At 18.3% G+C, this 15616-nt stretch carries 11 protein-coding genes and 3 tRNA genes; 12 read left to right on the top strand and 2 right to left on the bottom strand.

Annotated features, from left to right (window positions below):
• The first annotated feature begins 110 nt into the window (after nucleotides 1-110).
• Nucleotides 111-1784: a DEAD/DEAH box helicase gene (locus GJU00_RS01520; protein ID WP_168893553.1), complete on the top strand. Its 1674-nt coding sequence runs from the start codon at nucleotides 111-113 to the stop codon at nucleotides 1782-1784.
• A 58-nt stretch (nucleotides 1785-1842) separates the two neighbouring features.
• Here GJU00_RS01520 and pgi read toward each other — a convergent pair whose 3' ends face one another.
• Nucleotides 1843-3456 (bottom strand): glucose-6-phosphate isomerase, encoded by a 1614-nt coding sequence (gene pgi / locus GJU00_RS01515; protein ID WP_168893552.1) that lies wholly within the window; start codon nucleotides 3454-3456, stop codon nucleotides 1843-1845.
• A 122-nt stretch (nucleotides 3457-3578) separates the two neighbouring features.
• On the opposite strand from pgi, the gene GJU00_RS01510 reads away from it, so the two are divergent.
• Nucleotides 3579-4403 (top strand): alpha/beta fold hydrolase, encoded by an 825-nt coding sequence (locus GJU00_RS01510; protein WP_168893551.1) that lies wholly within the window; start codon nucleotides 3579-3581, stop codon nucleotides 4401-4403.
• A 13-nt stretch (nucleotides 4404-4416) separates the two neighbouring features.
• Nucleotides 4417-4929 carry a flavodoxin FldA gene (fldA, locus tag GJU00_RS01505; protein WP_168893550.1) on the top strand — a complete coding sequence of 171 codons (513 nt, stop codon included), beginning with the start codon at nucleotides 4417-4419 and terminating at the stop codon, nucleotides 4927-4929.
• 44 nt (nucleotides 4930-4973) lie between these two features.
• Here the strand turns inward: fldA and glnS are convergent, their stop codons facing one another.
• Nucleotides 4974-6635, bottom strand: coding sequence for a glutamine--tRNA ligase (gene glnS, locus GJU00_RS01500; protein WP_168893549.1), 1662 nt, complete (start codon nucleotides 6633-6635; stop codon nucleotides 4974-4976).
• A gap of 100 nt (nucleotides 6636-6735) precedes the next feature.
• Here glnS and GJU00_RS01495 point away from each other — a divergent pair.
• The 9 genes from GJU00_RS01495 (at nucleotide 6736) to rodA (ending at nucleotide 15614) form a co-directional block, all read left to right on the top strand.
• Nucleotides 6736-6811, top strand: a tRNA-Met gene (locus GJU00_RS01495).
• A 17-nt stretch (nucleotides 6812-6828) separates the two neighbouring features.
• A tRNA-Leu gene (locus GJU00_RS01490) sits at nucleotides 6829-6914 on the top strand.
• Nucleotides 6915-6931: 17 nt separating this feature from the next.
• Nucleotides 6932-7003: transfer RNA gene (locus tag GJU00_RS01485), tRNA-Gln, on the top strand.
• A gap of 51 nt (nucleotides 7004-7054) precedes the next feature.
• Complete coding sequence (gene miaB, locus GJU00_RS01480) at nucleotides 7055-8395, top strand: tRNA (N6-isopentenyl adenosine(37)-C2)-methylthiotransferase MiaB (RefSeq protein WP_168893548.1); 1341 nt, start codon at nucleotides 7055-7057, stop codon at nucleotides 8393-8395.
• 18 nt (nucleotides 8396-8413) lie between these two features.
• On the top strand, nucleotides 8414-8872 hold the full coding sequence (ybeY, locus tag GJU00_RS01475) for an rRNA maturation RNase YbeY (protein ID WP_168893547.1): 459 nt from the start codon (nucleotides 8414-8416) through the stop codon (nucleotides 8870-8872).
• Nucleotides 8873-8975: 103 nt separating this feature from the next.
• A complete protein-coding gene (leuS, locus tag GJU00_RS01470; protein ID WP_168893546.1) occupies nucleotides 8976-11528 on the top strand; it encodes a leucine--tRNA ligase in 2553 nt (850 codons plus the stop codon).
• Between the two features lie 55 nt (nucleotides 11529-11583).
• The gene (gene holA / locus GJU00_RS01465; protein ID WP_168893545.1) at nucleotides 11584-12576 is read left to right on the top strand and encodes a DNA polymerase III subunit delta; all 993 of its coding nucleotides are present in this window, start codon (nucleotides 11584-11586) and stop codon (nucleotides 12574-12576) included.
• A gap of 32 nt (nucleotides 12577-12608) precedes the next feature.
• Nucleotides 12609-14483 (top strand): penicillin-binding protein 2, encoded by a 1875-nt coding sequence (gene mrdA / locus GJU00_RS01460; RefSeq protein ID WP_168893544.1) that lies wholly within the window; start codon nucleotides 12609-12611, stop codon nucleotides 14481-14483.
• 24 nt (nucleotides 14484-14507) lie between these two features.
• A complete protein-coding gene (gene rodA / locus GJU00_RS01455; RefSeq protein WP_168893543.1) occupies nucleotides 14508-15614 on the top strand; it encodes a rod shape-determining protein RodA in 1107 nt (368 codons plus the stop codon).
• Nucleotides 15615-15616 lie beyond the last annotated feature (2 nt).

Below are 15616 nucleotides of genomic sequence, written 5' to 3'. Positions count from 1 at the left end.
ACATAATTACAATTTAATTTTATAATCCCATCTAATAATTATTAGATTATTAATTATATTAAATTTTTTTAATAATTATATTTTAAATTTTAAATAGGCATATATATTATATGATAAATATTACTTTCACTAAATTTGGTTTAAATAAATTACTTTTAAAAGCATTGAATGATATAGGATATATAAACCCATCCCCTATACAAAAAAAATGTATTCCATATTTATTATCTGGGAAAGATGTATTAGGTATTGCACAAACAGGTAGTGGTAAAACTGCTGCATTTATGTTACCATTATTAAATAATCTAAATTTATCTATAAAAAAAACTCAAATTTTAGTTTTAACACCGACTAGAGAATTAGCAATTCAGGTAACTAAAGCTACTTCAATATTTGCAAAATATATAAAGGAAATTAGTATTTTAGCATTATACGGAGGACAATCTTATAATATACAATTTAAACGTTTACACTTAGGAGTTCAAATTATTATAGCTACCCCAGGACGTTTACTAGATCATATTCAGAGAAAAACTGTTAATTTATCTAAATTAGCTAGTTTAGTAATAGATGAAGCAGATGAAATGTTAAGAATGGGATTTATTGAAGATGTAGAAAAGATTTTATCTACAATACCTAAAAAATATCAAACTTTATTATTTTCTGCAACTATGCCAAAAAGAATTAAAAATATAACTAGAAAATTTATGGTTAATCCATATGAAGTATTTATTAAAACAGATGTTAAAACAATTCCAGATATTAATCAAAATTATTGGTTAATACATAGTAAAAAAATAAATGCTTTAATGAGATTTTTAGAAACTGAAAATTTTGATGCTGTTTTAATTTTTGTGAAAACTAAAACTTCAACTATAGAAATATCTGATATATTAAAAAAATATAATTATAATAGTGCAGCATTAAATGGAGATATGAATCAAAATAATAGAGAAAAAACATTAGAAAAATTTAGAAATGGAAAATTAGATATTTTAATTGCTACTGATATTGCAGCAAGAGGATTAGATGTTAATAGAATAAATTTAGTTATAAATTATGATTTACCTATGGATATAGAATCATATATCCATCGTATTGGAAGAACAGGAAGAGCAGGAAGACAAGGTAAATCTTTAACATTTATTGAATATCGAGAAAAAAGATTACTGAAAAATATTGAACGTAGACTCAAATGTAATATTCAGGAAATATCATTACCTAATTATAAGATTTTATGTGAAAAAAGATTAGAAAATTTAATTAAAAAAATACAAAAAGAATTATCCTTAATAAAGGATACAGATTTAATTAAATATAAAAATATTATATCAACAATAATTATTAAAAATAATATTAATAAAGAAAAATTAATAATAATTTTATTAAAATTATCTCAAAATAAAAGACCTTTAATTTTATCTCCTGATCCTGTTAAAAAAAAAATATTTAATAAAAAATCAAATTTCCATAAAAATAAATATATTAAAAAAATAAAAAAATATATGGATATATATCGTATTAATATAGGTAAGAATGATAAAGTAGAAGTACGTCATATTGTGGGAGCTATTATTAATGAATTAAAAATAAATAGTAATACTATAGGAAATATAAAATTATTTACTAATTACTCTACTATTGAATTATCTCCTACCATAAAAAAAATTATTACAAAATATTCTAAAAATATGAGAATTTTAAATAAAAATATTAACTTTGAATTAATGTTTAAATATCAAAGATCTTACAAAAATTCATATTTAAAATTACAAAAAAAATAGTTATAATTAATTAAATCTTTTAATATAAAAATATTTTATATATTATAAAAAATTAATTTTAATGAAAATGTTTATAAAAATTAATTAATCCTTGAGATGAGTAATCATATTGATTTATATTTTGACTATTTTTATTTAGATCTTTATATAAATAATTAGCTATTTCTTTTCCTAATTCTACTCCCCATTGGTCAAAAGAAAATATATTTAAAATTACTCCTTGTATAAAAATTTTATGTTCATAATATGAAATTAATAATCCTAAATTATAAGGAGTTATTTTTTTTAAAAAAATAGAATTACTTGGCTTATTTCCAAAACAACATTGATATAAATTTTTCTTACAAGAAAAACTATTTATATTACCAAATGCTAATGCTTTCGTTTGTGCAATATAATTTGCAATAAGTTTTATATGATGATTTGTATATTTTTTACTATTAGATATAGCGGAAGCTATAAAATCACATGGTATCAATTTAGTTCCTTGATGTAACATTTGAAAAAAAGAATGTTGTCCGTTAGTACCTACATCTCCCCATATAATCGGGCTAGTCTGGTATTTTATTTTATTACCATTTCTATCTATAGATTTACCATTAGATTCCATATTTAATTGTTGTAAATATGATGGTAAAAAACGCATATTATCGCAATAGGGGATTATTGCTTCTGTTTCTGTATTCCAAAAATTATTGTACCAGATACTAATTAAAGCCATAATAATAGGAATATTCCTATTTATAGGAGTAGAAAAAAAATGATAATCCATTTTATTTGCTCCTTGTAATAATTTTTTAAAATTATTAAATCCAATAGATAAAGATATGCTTAATCCAATGGAAGACCATAAAGAAAATCGTCCTCCTATTTCAGATAATAATGGTAAAATATTGTTTTTATTTATACCAAAATCTATTGCAGAATTAATATTATTTGTAACTGCAATAAAATGTTTTGAAAAAATATCTTTATTTAAATTTATATTTATATTTTTTATAAACCATTTCTTTATACTTAAAGCATTAGTCATTGTTTCTTGTGTACTAAAAGTTTTTGATGCAATAATAAATAAACTTTCTTCTGGTTTTATTTTATTAATAATCTTTATTAATTTATTTGAATCAATATTTGATAAAAAAAATAAATTTAATTTATTTTTATATTCTTGTAATGATTCTGTAACCATTAAAGGTCCTAAATGAGAACCTCCTATTCCTATATTTATTATATTTTTAATTTTTTTATTTGTATAACCTTTCCATGTTCCTGAAATAATATTATTAGAAATATTTTCAATTTTTTTTAAAATTTTATCTATATTATTATAAATTTTTTTATTTTTTAAAAAATAATTATGATTATATCTTAATGCTGTATGTAATACAGATTTTTGTTCTGTAATATTAATTTTTTTACCATAAAACATTGAATTAATAGCATCAATACATTTAGTTTCTTTAGCTAAATTTATTAAATAATGTATAGTTGTTTTATTAATAAAATTTTTTGAATAATCAAACAGAATTTTGTTTTCAAAATTAATTGAAAAATTTTCAAATCTATTTTTATCTATTTTAAATAAATCATTAATAGTCGTTTTTTTCATTTCTTGTAAATGATTTTCTAAATATTTCCAGGAAATAGTTTTTGTAGGATTAATATTTTTCATATAATGTTGTTAATTAATATTTAATAATTAAAATTTTAAAATATTTTAAATAAAATATATTATTTAAATTTGATTATATCATGATTTTAAATTATATTAAAAAATTCACTTTTTTATTTTATATGATAAAATATTTTTTTTTAACAAATTTATTTTGTATGATTCTTAGTTATTTAATTATTCCAAATAATAGTTCTTTTATTAAAGAAAAATATACAATTATTATATTACATGGATTATTTGGAAATAAAAAAAGTTTATATTCAATGGGGATATTTTTAAATAAATATTTAAAATATAAAATTATATTATTAGATATTAGAAATCATGGTTTATCACCACAAAATAAAAAAATGAATTATATTTCTTTATCTAAAGATGTATTAGATACATTATGTTTTTTAAATATAAAAAAAAATATTATTTTTATTGGCCATTCTATGGGTGGTAAAATAGCTATGAATATTACTCAATTTAACTTATTAGATAATATTAAAACTATTATTATTTTAGATATTGCTCCTGTAAAATATCAATTTTTTAATAAAAATATATTTTTTGTATTAGAAAAAATTTCTCAAGAAAAAATTTTAACAAGAAAAAATGCATTTTATATAATGAAATTATATATTAAGAATAAATATATAATAAATACATTATTAAAAACATTTATAAATGGTAAATGGGAATTTAATTTACCAATATTAAAAAATGAATATCAAAAAATTTTAGATTGGAATTTAATTTCTAAATGGTCTGGAAATATTTTTTTCCTAAAAGGAGAAAAATCAAATTATATAAATAAAAATTATTATAAAAATATTTTTTCTCAATTTCCTAATGCTAAAATATATAATGTTAAAAATGTTGGTCATTTATTACATATTGAAAATACAAAATTAGTATTTAATGTAATATTAAAAATATGTTATAAACAATATTTTTAGAGAAAAAATAATAATGTCAAAAATTGGTATCTTTTTTGGTAGTGATACAGGTAATACTGAAAATGTTGCTTTTAAAATACAAAAAATTTTAAGTAAAAAAATTTCTTCAGTTTTTAATATTTCTGAAGTTGAAAAAAAAGATATTGAAAAATATAATATCCTCTTATTTGGAGTTCCAACATGGTACTATGGAGAGGTACAATGTGATTGGGAAAATTTTTTACCTATTTTACAAAAAATAAATTTTAAAAATAAATATTTAGGTTTATTTGGTTGTGGTGATCAAGAAGATTATGGAGAATATTTTTGTAATGCTATAAAAGTAATTTATGATATTGTTAAAACTAATAAGGCTCAAATAATAGGATATTGGCCAACTAAAGGATATTATTTTCATGATACTAAAAGTTTAAAAAATAAAAAATATTTTTTAGGATTAACTATTGATGAAGATAGACAGCCAAAATTAACTAATTTACGTATTAAAACTTGGACTCAACAAATATCTAAAGAATTAAAAATTTAATATTTATAAAATCAATTATATTTAATATAATTGATTTTATGTATTTATTTACTTTTTTTTTTTAATGATAAAATCCTATTAAAAATTATTTTATTTTTATTTGAATATTTTTTATCAAAATAAAAATATCCTTCTCTTTCAAATTGAAAATGTTTATTTTTATTATTTTTTAATAAATTTTTTTGTATAAATCCATTATATATTAATAATGATTTTGGATTTAAAAATTCTAAAATATTATCATTATTATTAATATTTTTTTTTAAAAATAAATTATTATATAAATAAAATTTAGCAGGTTGGGTATATAAACAAGATATCCAATGAATAATACCTTTTATTTTATTTTCTTTTGTATTTATTTTAATTCCTAATGTATTATTATAATATATACAATGTATACAAAGAATATTATTATTTTTATCTTTTATAATTTTTTTTGCTTTAATTACAAAAGCATATCTTAATCTTACTTTTCCTCCTAAAATAAGTCTTTTAAAATCTTTTTTTTTAAATTCAGAAAAATCTAAAATATCTATATATATTTCTTTAGTAAAATAAATATTTTTATATCCCATTTCCTTATTTTTAGGGTGATTAGGAACTATTAATTTTATTTTTTTTTCTAAAGGAAAATTATCAATAATAATTTTTAAAGGTCTTAGTATTGCCATTGCTCTAGGAGCTAATTTATTTAATTCTAATTTTATACAAGATTCTAAAAAAGACATTTCTATAGTATTATTTTGCTTAGTTACTCCTATTCGATAACAAAAATTTTTTAAAGATAAAGCTGTATATCCTTTTCTTCGTAATCCAGAAATAGTTAATAAACGAGGATCATCCCATCCATTAACTATTTTGTTTTTTATTAAAATATTAATATTTCTTTTTGAAGTTATTCCATATTCTATATTTAATTTTGAAAATTCATATTGTTTAGGATGATTTTTTATACTAATATGATCAAGAATCCAATTATATAATATTCTATTATCTTGAAATTCTAATGTACATAAAGAATGTGTGATTCCTTCAATTGCATCAGATATACAATGACTAAAATCGTAAGTTGGATATATACACCATTTTTTATTAGTTTGATGATGTTTTTGAAATTTAATTCTATATAATACAGGATCTCTCATTATAATTATTTTTGATTTCATATCTATTTTTGCACGCAAAGATAAACTACCCTCAGGAAATTTTCCTAAACGCATTTTTTCAAATAATTTTAAATTTTCTTTTATTGGTCGATCTCTATATGGACTATTTATACCAGGTATTAATAATGTACCTCTATAATTTCGAATATTTTCTATACTTAATTCATCAATATAAGCTAAATTTTTATTAATTAAATCAATAGCATATTTATACATTATATTAAAATAACTAGATGTATATTTTATGTTTTGATCCCACTTAAATCCTAACCATATTAAATCTTTTTTTATAGATTTAATATATTTTATATTTTCTGTAGAAGGATTAGTATCATCAATTCTTAAAAAACATTTTCCTCTATAAAATTTGGCAATTGAAAAATTTAAACAAATAGATTTTATATGTCCTATATGTAAATAACCATTAGGTTCTGGAGGAAATCTAGTACATATTAAATTATATTTTTTATTTTTTATATCATGTTCAATTATTTTAAAAATAAAATTTTTTTTGTAAAAATTATTATATTTATACATATTTTTTTACTCTTTTCACAAATTTAATTTAAATATAAAATTAAATAAATAAATTAGTTGACGTTATACTTTATTATTTACATAATATAAAATAATTATTAGCTACGTAGCTCAGTCTTGGTTAGAGCACAGCACTCATAACGCTGAGGTCATGGGTTCAAATCCCATCGTAGCTAAAATAAAAAAATAATTTGCGGGAGTGGCGGAATTTGGTAGACGCACCAGATTTAGGTTCTGGTTATTTTATTTATAATACGAGTTCAAATCTCGTCTTCCGCAAAGTTTAATAATATAAATGGGGTATAGCCAAGTGGTTAAGGCACCGGTTTTTGATACCGGCATCCCTGGTTCAAATCCAGGTACCCCAGTGTTATTTTTTTATAAAATTTTATAAAAAATAAATTATTAATTATTTAATTATGTCAAATGATAAATTATATATTAAAACTTGGGGCTGTCAAATGAATGAATATGATTCTTCTAAGATAGCTGATCTTATGGAAAATAGATTAAATTGTAAAATTACTAAATCTATAAAAAATGCAAATATTTTAATATTAAATACTTGTTCTATTAGAGAAAAAGCCCAAGAAAAATTATTTCATCAATTAGGAAGATGGAAAAATTTAAAAAAAAATAATCCATCTATTATTATTGGAGTAGGAGGATGTGTTGCCACACAAGAAGGTAAAAAAATATTAAATAGAGCAAATTACGTAGATATTATTTTTGGTCCACAAACTATTCATAGATTACCTCAAATGGTGTATAAAATACGTAAGTTTAAAAAATATTTAATTGATATTAGCTTTCCGAAAATTGAAAAATTCCAATTTTTTCCTGTAACAAAAACAAAAAATGTAAGTTCTTTTATTTCAATTATAGAAGGTTGTAATAAATATTGTACTTATTGTATAGTACCTCATACTAGAGGAAAAGAAATTAGTAGACCTTATCAAGATATACTTTTAGAAATTAAAAATTTATCTATTCAAGGAGTTAAAGAAATACATTTATTAGGACAAAATGTTAATTCTTATAATTATTTTGATAATAAAAATAAAAAATCTTATACTTTTACAAAACTATTACTATTAATTTCTCAAATAGATAATATAAAAAGAATTAGATTTACTACAAGTCATCCAAAAGACTTTTCTGATGATTTAATTAATGTATATAAGAAAATTCCTAAATTAGTAAATTTTTTACATTTACCAGTACAAAGTGGTTCTGATAAGATTTTATCTTTAATGAAAAGAAGATATAATATTTCTGAATATATTCAAATAATAAATAAACTTAGAATTGTTAGACCTAATATTCAAATTAGTTCTGATTTTATAGTTGGATTTCCAGGAGAAACGAAAAAAGATTTTGAAAATACTCTTTCTTTAATTTTAGATCTAGATTTAGATATGGGTTTTAGTTTTATTTATTCTCCTAGACCAAAAACTCCTGCTAGTAAAATAAAAGATAATATAAATATTTTAGAAAAGAAACGAAGATTATATTTATTACAACATTATATAAAACAACAAACTAAAAAATTTAGTACAAAAATGTTAAACACAATACAAACTATTTTAGTAGAAGGTATATCAACTCAAAATAATAAATATTTTGGAAAAACAGAAAATAATAGAATAGTTTTTTTTATAAGTGATAAAAATTATATTGGTAAATTTATTAATGTAAAAATTATTGATTCTTATATATATTCTTTATATGGAAAATTTATATCTTTATATAAAGATTAATTTTTATTTTAGGTTTTTATGAAATTAAATATAGTTCTAAATTATTACAATTTTTGTAAAAATAGTAGTAATTTACCTTTAAAAAATGATATTTTTTATTGGTTATATAAAATTTTTTCAAAAAAAAATATTCAAAAAATTGAATTAAATATTTCTATTGTAGAAAAAGAATTTATTTTAAAACTAAATAAAAAATATTTAAATATTTCTAAACCAACTAATGTTTTATCTTTTTTATTAGAAAAAAATTTTTTAAAAAAAACATTATTAGGTGATATTATTTTATGTAAAGAAATTATTGAATATGAATCTTTTTTACAAAAAAAATCATTAAAATTTCATTGGGCACATATTATTGTACATGCATGTTTACATTTATTAACATATAATCATGAAAGTATTAAAGAAACTTGTATAATGCAATTAAAAGAAATAAAAATACTTAAATTAATTGGATATAATAATCCATATTTTTAAGTAAAATTTATATTAGATAATAATTAATAAAAAATTTTTGTAAAATAATTAATTATTTTAATTTAATAAAATATTAAATAATATATTCAGGAATTATTTTTGTATGAAAAAAGAATATTCTCCTAAAGAAATAGAATTTTATGTACAAAAAAAATGGGAAGTTGAAAAAACTTTTAAAGTCATTGAAAATTATAATAAACAAAAATTTTACTGTCTTTCAATGTTACCATATCCTTCAGGAAAATTACATATGGGTCATGTACGTAATTATACTATAGGAGATGTTATTGCAAGATATCAGAGAATGTTAGGAAAAAATGTTTTACATCCAATTGGATGGGATGCTTTTGGATTGCCAGCTGAAATAGCCGCTCATAATCATAATATATCTCCTAATATATGGACTAAGAATAATATTTTATATATGAAAAAACAATTACAATTATTGGGATTTAGTTTTAATTGGGATAGAGAAATTAGAACATGTGATCCTAATTATTATCGTTGGGAACAATGGTTTTTTTTAAAATTATATAAATTAGGATTAGCATATAAAAAAAATGATATAGTTAATTGGTGTCCTATTGATAAAACTGTCTTAGCTAACGAACAAGTAATTAATAAATGTTGTTGGAGATGTAATAGTATTGTTACAAAAAAAAAAGTTCAACAATGGTTTTTAAAAATTACTAATTATGCTGAAGAATTACTTAATAATTTAAAATTTTTAGATGGTTGGCCTAAAAAAATAAAAAATATGCAAAAAAATTGGATTGGTAAAATAGAAGGAATAAAAATTTTTTTTAAAATTTATAATATTAATTATACATTCAGTGTATTTATAAAAAAAAAATATTATTATATTATTAATAATATTTCATTTATTAAAATTTTATATAATCATTCAATATGTAAAAAATTTATAAATAATAAAAAAATTAAAAAATTTATTAATAAATATTCATCTTTATCTTATTTAGACAAAAATAATTTTCAATTTAATAAAATAAAATATATTAATAGTGAATTATTTGCATATAATATTGTTCTAAACAAAAAAATACCAATAATAATTGTAAATTATTTATCTTCTTATAGTAAAATTAAAGCAACTATTAGTAATCCACAACATAATAAACAAGATTATAATTTTATACAAGAATATAATATGTCAGTTATATCAAAAAATAAAATATTAAATTTATCTAATAATATTAAAAATAATAATGAATTCATCATTCAAGATTTAATTTTTAAAAAACAGGCATCTAATAAAAAATATTTTAATTTAAAAGATTGGAGTATTTCAAGACAACGTATATGGGGAACCCCAATTCCTATAATTAACACAAAAAATAAACAGTGTATACCATTACAACAAAAAGATTTACCTCTTATTTTTCCAGAAAAATTTTTTAATAAAAATATAAAAGATAGTTATAGTGAAAAAATTAAAAATAATTTAGATTGGTTTCAATATAATTATAATGGAATAATAGGACAATTAGAAACAGATACATTGGATACTTTTATCGAATCTTCGTGGTATTATGCTAGATATACTTGTAATAATGAAAAAAATAGTATGATAAATAAAAAAAATGCTCAATACTGGTTACCTGTAGACCAATATATTGGTGGAATAGAACATGCTACCATGCATTTAATATATTTTCGTTTTTTTCATAAATTAATGAGAGATGTAGGATTATTAAATACTAATGAACCAGTTAAAAATTTATTATGTCAAGGAATGGTATTAGCAAACTCTTATTATTATATAGATAAAAAAAAAAAGTATCATTGGATTAAAGAAAAAAATGTTTTTTTTGATAAAAAAAATAATATTTTTATTGATAATAAAGGAAGAAAATTAATTAATAATGGTATGATTAAAATGTCTAAGTCTAAAAATAATGGTATTGATCCTCAAAATATTATTGAAAAATATGGAGCAGATTCTTTACGTCTTTTTATTATGTTTGCGGCTCCACCAACAATAGATTTAGAATGGCAAGAAAAAGGAATTAAAGGAATGTATAGATTTTTAAAAAAAATATGGAAATTTATTTATAAATATAAAAAATTATCTGATAATTATCAAAAACTTAAAAAAAATAAATTATTTTTTTCTTATAATAAAAAACAATTAATAATACAAAATTATATAAATAAAACTATTACTAAAATAACAAATAATTTTGAACAAAATCAATCTTTTAATACAGCAATATCATCAATAATGATTTTATTTAATAAAGTTAAAAAATATAAAATATTTAATGATATTGATTATACCATTATTTTTAATGGAATATTATCTATATTAAAAATGCTTTATCCTTTTACCCCACATATTTGTTTTGTATTATGGAAATATATGGGAAATAAAAATAATATAGATTATGAGTTATGGCCTTTAATTACAAACATTGATACTAATAAAATAAATAATAAATTTAAAATTGTAATTCAAATAGACGGAAAAAAAAAATATATTCTATCTATACTAAATAAATATAAAGATAAACAGAATTATATTAAAGAATATATATTATCACATAATAAAATATCTAAACTTTTAATAAATGTTAAAATAATAAAAATAATATATATACCACAAAAAATATTTAATATAGTAACAAAAAAAAAATAATATTAATTATGTTTATAAATTTAAATATCTATAAAATAAGTAATTTTTAATAAAAATGAATAAAATATTGTTAGATAATTTTGATAAAAATATTTATAACAAAAAATATTTTTGTTATATTATAGGCGGTGATGAAATTTTTTTTATTAAAAAAAATATAAATTTATTATTTAAAAAATTATTAAAATTAGGTTATCTTAAAAATCAAATAATAATTATTGACGATAATACTGTTTGGAATGATATTTTTTCTAAATTTATTATAATTGATTTTTTTTGTAAAAAACAAATAATACATTTAATGTTCTTAAATAAAAAAATTTTCTTTAAATTTAAAAATAATATTATTAATGTAATTAAATATATAGATATTAATAATATTCTAATTTTAGAAATTCATGATTATATAAATTTATATATAGAAAAAATTATAAAAAATTTTATAAATAATAAATATTTAATATTTCATAAATATAATAAATTAAATGATAAAAAATTAATTAATTGGATTTATTATCGTTTTAAAAAATTAAATTTATTTATAAATGAAAAAAATTGTAATTTATTAAAAAATTTATATTCAAAAAATTTAATGTTATTAAATCAAATTATAGAAAATATTTATATAAATAATAATAATCAAAATTATCTAGATAATATTTTTTATATAAAAAATAATAATTTAATTACTTCTATTTTATTAGGTAATATAAAAAATAGTTTTGAAATTATTAAACAAATGAAAAATAATAAACAAAATATTTTTTTAATTTTTAATAAATTACAAAAAACTTTTTTTTTAATTTTTAAAATATATAGAAATTTAAAAAAATATCCTTTAAATATAATTTTTAAAAAATTTCTAATATCTTTATCAAAAGAATATTTTTATAAAAAAATATTAAAGAGAATAAATAATCAAAAATTATATTTAATATTTAAATTATTATTAGAAATTGAAATAAATATTAAAAGTTTTATAATAAATAATTATGCAGAAAAATATTTTTGGATTGATTTAAAAAAATTAATTTTTTTAATTTCATAAAAGATTTTTAATAATATAGGTATTAAATAATAATGAGTATAAAATATAATTTTTTACAAAATTATACAATAAAATCAAAAATTTTTTTACAGAGAATAAAATTTTTAATTAAAGTTTTTTTAATATTATTATTTATTCTAATATATAATTTATATTATTTGCAAATAAAATCTTATAAAAAATATAAATTACAATCTGAAAAAAATTATTCTAGTTTTTTTTTTTTAAAACCAAATAGAGGATTAATTTATGATAGGAATGGTATAATTTTAGCTAAAAATAAAAATTTTTATCAAGTTAAATTTAAACTTAATAATAATAGTAATATTTCAAAAAAAATTATAAATTTACAAAAATTATTAAAATTAAAAATTAATAAATATGATCTTATAAATTTAATAAACAAAAAAATAAAAGATAATCCATTAAAAACTATTATTTTAAAAATAGATTTAGATAAAATTCAAGTATCTAAATTTTTAGTAAATAAGTATAAATTTCCTGAAATATCTCTTAAAATTTATCAAAAACGTTTTTATCCACAAAAAAATTTATTTGCACATGTTATTGGATATATTAATTCTCATAATATAAAAAAAAGAATTATTTTTAAAAATAAAAATTCTGTAAAAAACTATACTGATAAATCATCAATAGGGATGAATGGTATTGAAAAATATTATCAAAAAAAAATATATGGAATTCCTGGTTATCAAAAAATAGCTATAGATAATAAAGGTTTTTATAAATATAATATTTGTAAAAAAGAACCATATACAGGAAGTGATATTTATTTAACAATTGATTATAATTTACAAAAATATATTTATTTATTAATGAAAGATAAAAAAGGAACTGTTATTATTAGTAATCCTAAAAATGGTGAAATTTTAGCTATGGTTTCTACGCCAAGTTTTAATCCTAATTTATTTATTAATAATAATGAAAAAAAAAATTTAAATTTTTTACTAAAAAATAATAATAATCCTTTAATAAATCGAGCTATTCAAGGAATATATCCCCCCGCTTCTACTATTAAACCATATATCGCTTTATTATCTTTAAATTTAAATTTAATAAATGAAAATACAATATTATTTGATCCTGGATGGTGGAAAATACCTAAATTTAATCAAATTTATAAAGATTGGAAAAAAAATGGTCATGGTTATCTTAATATTAATAAAGCATTACAAGAATCATCAGATTCTTTTTTTTATCACTTAGCCTATAATATAGGTATTAATAAAATCCATAATTGGATGAATAAATTTGGTTATGGGAAATTAACAAATATTGATCTTTTTAATGAACAATCAGGTAATTTACCTACAAAAAAATGGAAATTACAAAATATAGAAAATCCTTGGTATATAGGAGATACCATTTCAGTTGGTATAGGACAAAGTTATTGGAATGCTACTCCTATACAAATACATAAAGCCTTAACTATATTAATAAATAATGGTACTATAAAAAATCTTCATCTTTATAAAATGGAAAAATTAGATAATATTTTTAAATATTATTCTTCTCCAAAATATAAAAAAATAGTAAATTTACCTTTACAGTATTGGAATATAGTAAAAAAGGGAATGTATAATGTAGTAAATAAGAAAAATGGTACTTTATATAGATATTTTTCTAATGTAAAAAATTATAATGTAGCAGCAAAAACTGGAACTGCACAAGTTTTTAATTTAAAAAATACAAAACAATATAATATAAATACAATAGAAGAAAAACTAAGAGATCATAAACTTATAATAGCTTTTGCTCCCTTTAATAATCCTAAAATAGCTATTACTATTATTATAGAAAATAGTAATAAAAATATATTAATTGGAAATATTTTGAGAAAAATTTTAGATTATATTTTTACAAACCAAAAAAAATTTTTAATATAAAATTTTTAATTATGTGATTTTATTATGAAAAAAAAAAATTTAAGTTATTTTATTCATTCTGTATTACATATAGATTTAATTTTATTATTATTAATTATATTAATTTTAATAGTTAGTTTATTTATAACATGGAGTGTAACAGGATTACAGAATCATATTTTTTTAAAACATAAATTAATACAAATTTGTATAGGTTTTATAATTATGTTAATAGCAGTACAAATTCCTCCAGAAATTTATAAAAAATATTCTTTTTTATTTTATTTATTTTCTGTTTCTTTATTAATTGCTGTTGAATTTGCTGGATATACTACAAAAGGAGCTAAAAGATGGTTAAATATTAATTTTTTTAAATTTCAACCATCTGAAATAGCTAAAATATCAGTTCCTTTAGTTGTTGCTAGTATTATAGATGAAGCAGAGTATCATATTAACACAAAAGTTTTTTTAAAAACAATGATTTTAATATTAATACCTACTATATTAGTAGCTAAACAACCAGATTTAGGTACTGCTATATTAATTGGTTTATCTGGTTCTATTATATTATTTTTAGCAGGATTATCTTGGAAAAAAATATTAAATAGTATTATTTTATTTATAATATTTCTCCCCTTTGCTTGGGTTTTTTTATTACATGATTATCAAAGAGAAAGAATGTTAATGTTGTTAAAAACACATTATGATTTATTAGGTAAAGGATATCATATTTTTCAATCTAAAACAGCAATAGGTTCTGGAGGTTTATTTGGAAAAGGATGGCAACATGGAACACAATCACAACTAAATTTTTTACCAGAAAAACATACTGATTTTATATTTTCTATATTTGCAGAAGAATTTGGTTTTGTTGGAGTATTATTATTAATTATCTTATATATATTATTAATAGGAAGAAGTTTTTTTTTATCATTAAAATGTCATGATCTTTTTAATAAAATAATAATTGGAGGTATAATATCAGTATTTTTTTTATGTACATTTATTAATATGAGTATGGTAAGTGGTTTATTACCTATTGTTGGAATTCCTTTACCATTAATAAGTTATGGAGGGACATCTCTTGTCGTTATTATGGCTAATTTTGGTATTATAATGTCTCTTTATACTAACAATACACAATTAAAATAAAA

Origin of the sequence: Enterobacteriaceae endosymbiont of Donacia simplex, from assembly GCF_012568645.1 — a bacterium.
Classification (GTDB): Bacteria; Pseudomonadota; Gammaproteobacteria; order Enterobacterales; family Enterobacteriaceae.
The sequence above is the reverse complement of the archived record's forward strand: the minus strand, read 5'-3'. Positions and strand labels throughout refer to the sequence as shown.